Raw genomic sequence first — 403 nt, forward strand, 5'->3', positions numbered from 1 at the left:
AAATGCCACAAGAACATTTCGTCCAAGAGCTAAATCACCAAGATCAGTTGACGGACCATCAGCAATGATATCACCTTTCTCTACCCGATCACCAACATGCACGAGAGGACGCTGATTAATACAAGTAGACTGATTGGAACGCTGAAATTTTTGTAAACGATAAATATCAACACCAGACTTTGAAGGATCTAGATCCTCCGTTGCACGAATAACAATACGTGTTGCATCAACCTGATCAACAATACCACTACGTTTTGCACCAATAGCAGCTCCAGAATCACGAGCAACTATCGATTCCATACCTGTACCGACAAATGGTGCCTCAGCACGTATAAGCGGAACCGCTTGACGCTGCATATTTGAACCCATTAGTGCACGATTTGCATCATCATTTTCTAGAAAT

At 42.4% G+C, this 403-nt stretch carries 1 protein-coding gene; it reads right to left on the reverse strand.

The genetic code is table 11. From position 1 onward, the window contains the following. The coding region (locus J7R05_RS08660) for a hypothetical protein (protein ID WP_208541912.1) at window positions 1-403 on the reverse strand (403 nt) is incomplete at both ends.

This window comes from Bartonella capreoli (assembly GCF_902813205.1).
GTDB classification, from domain to species: Bacteria; Pseudomonadota; Alphaproteobacteria; order Rhizobiales; family Rhizobiaceae; genus Bartonella; species Bartonella schoenbuchensis.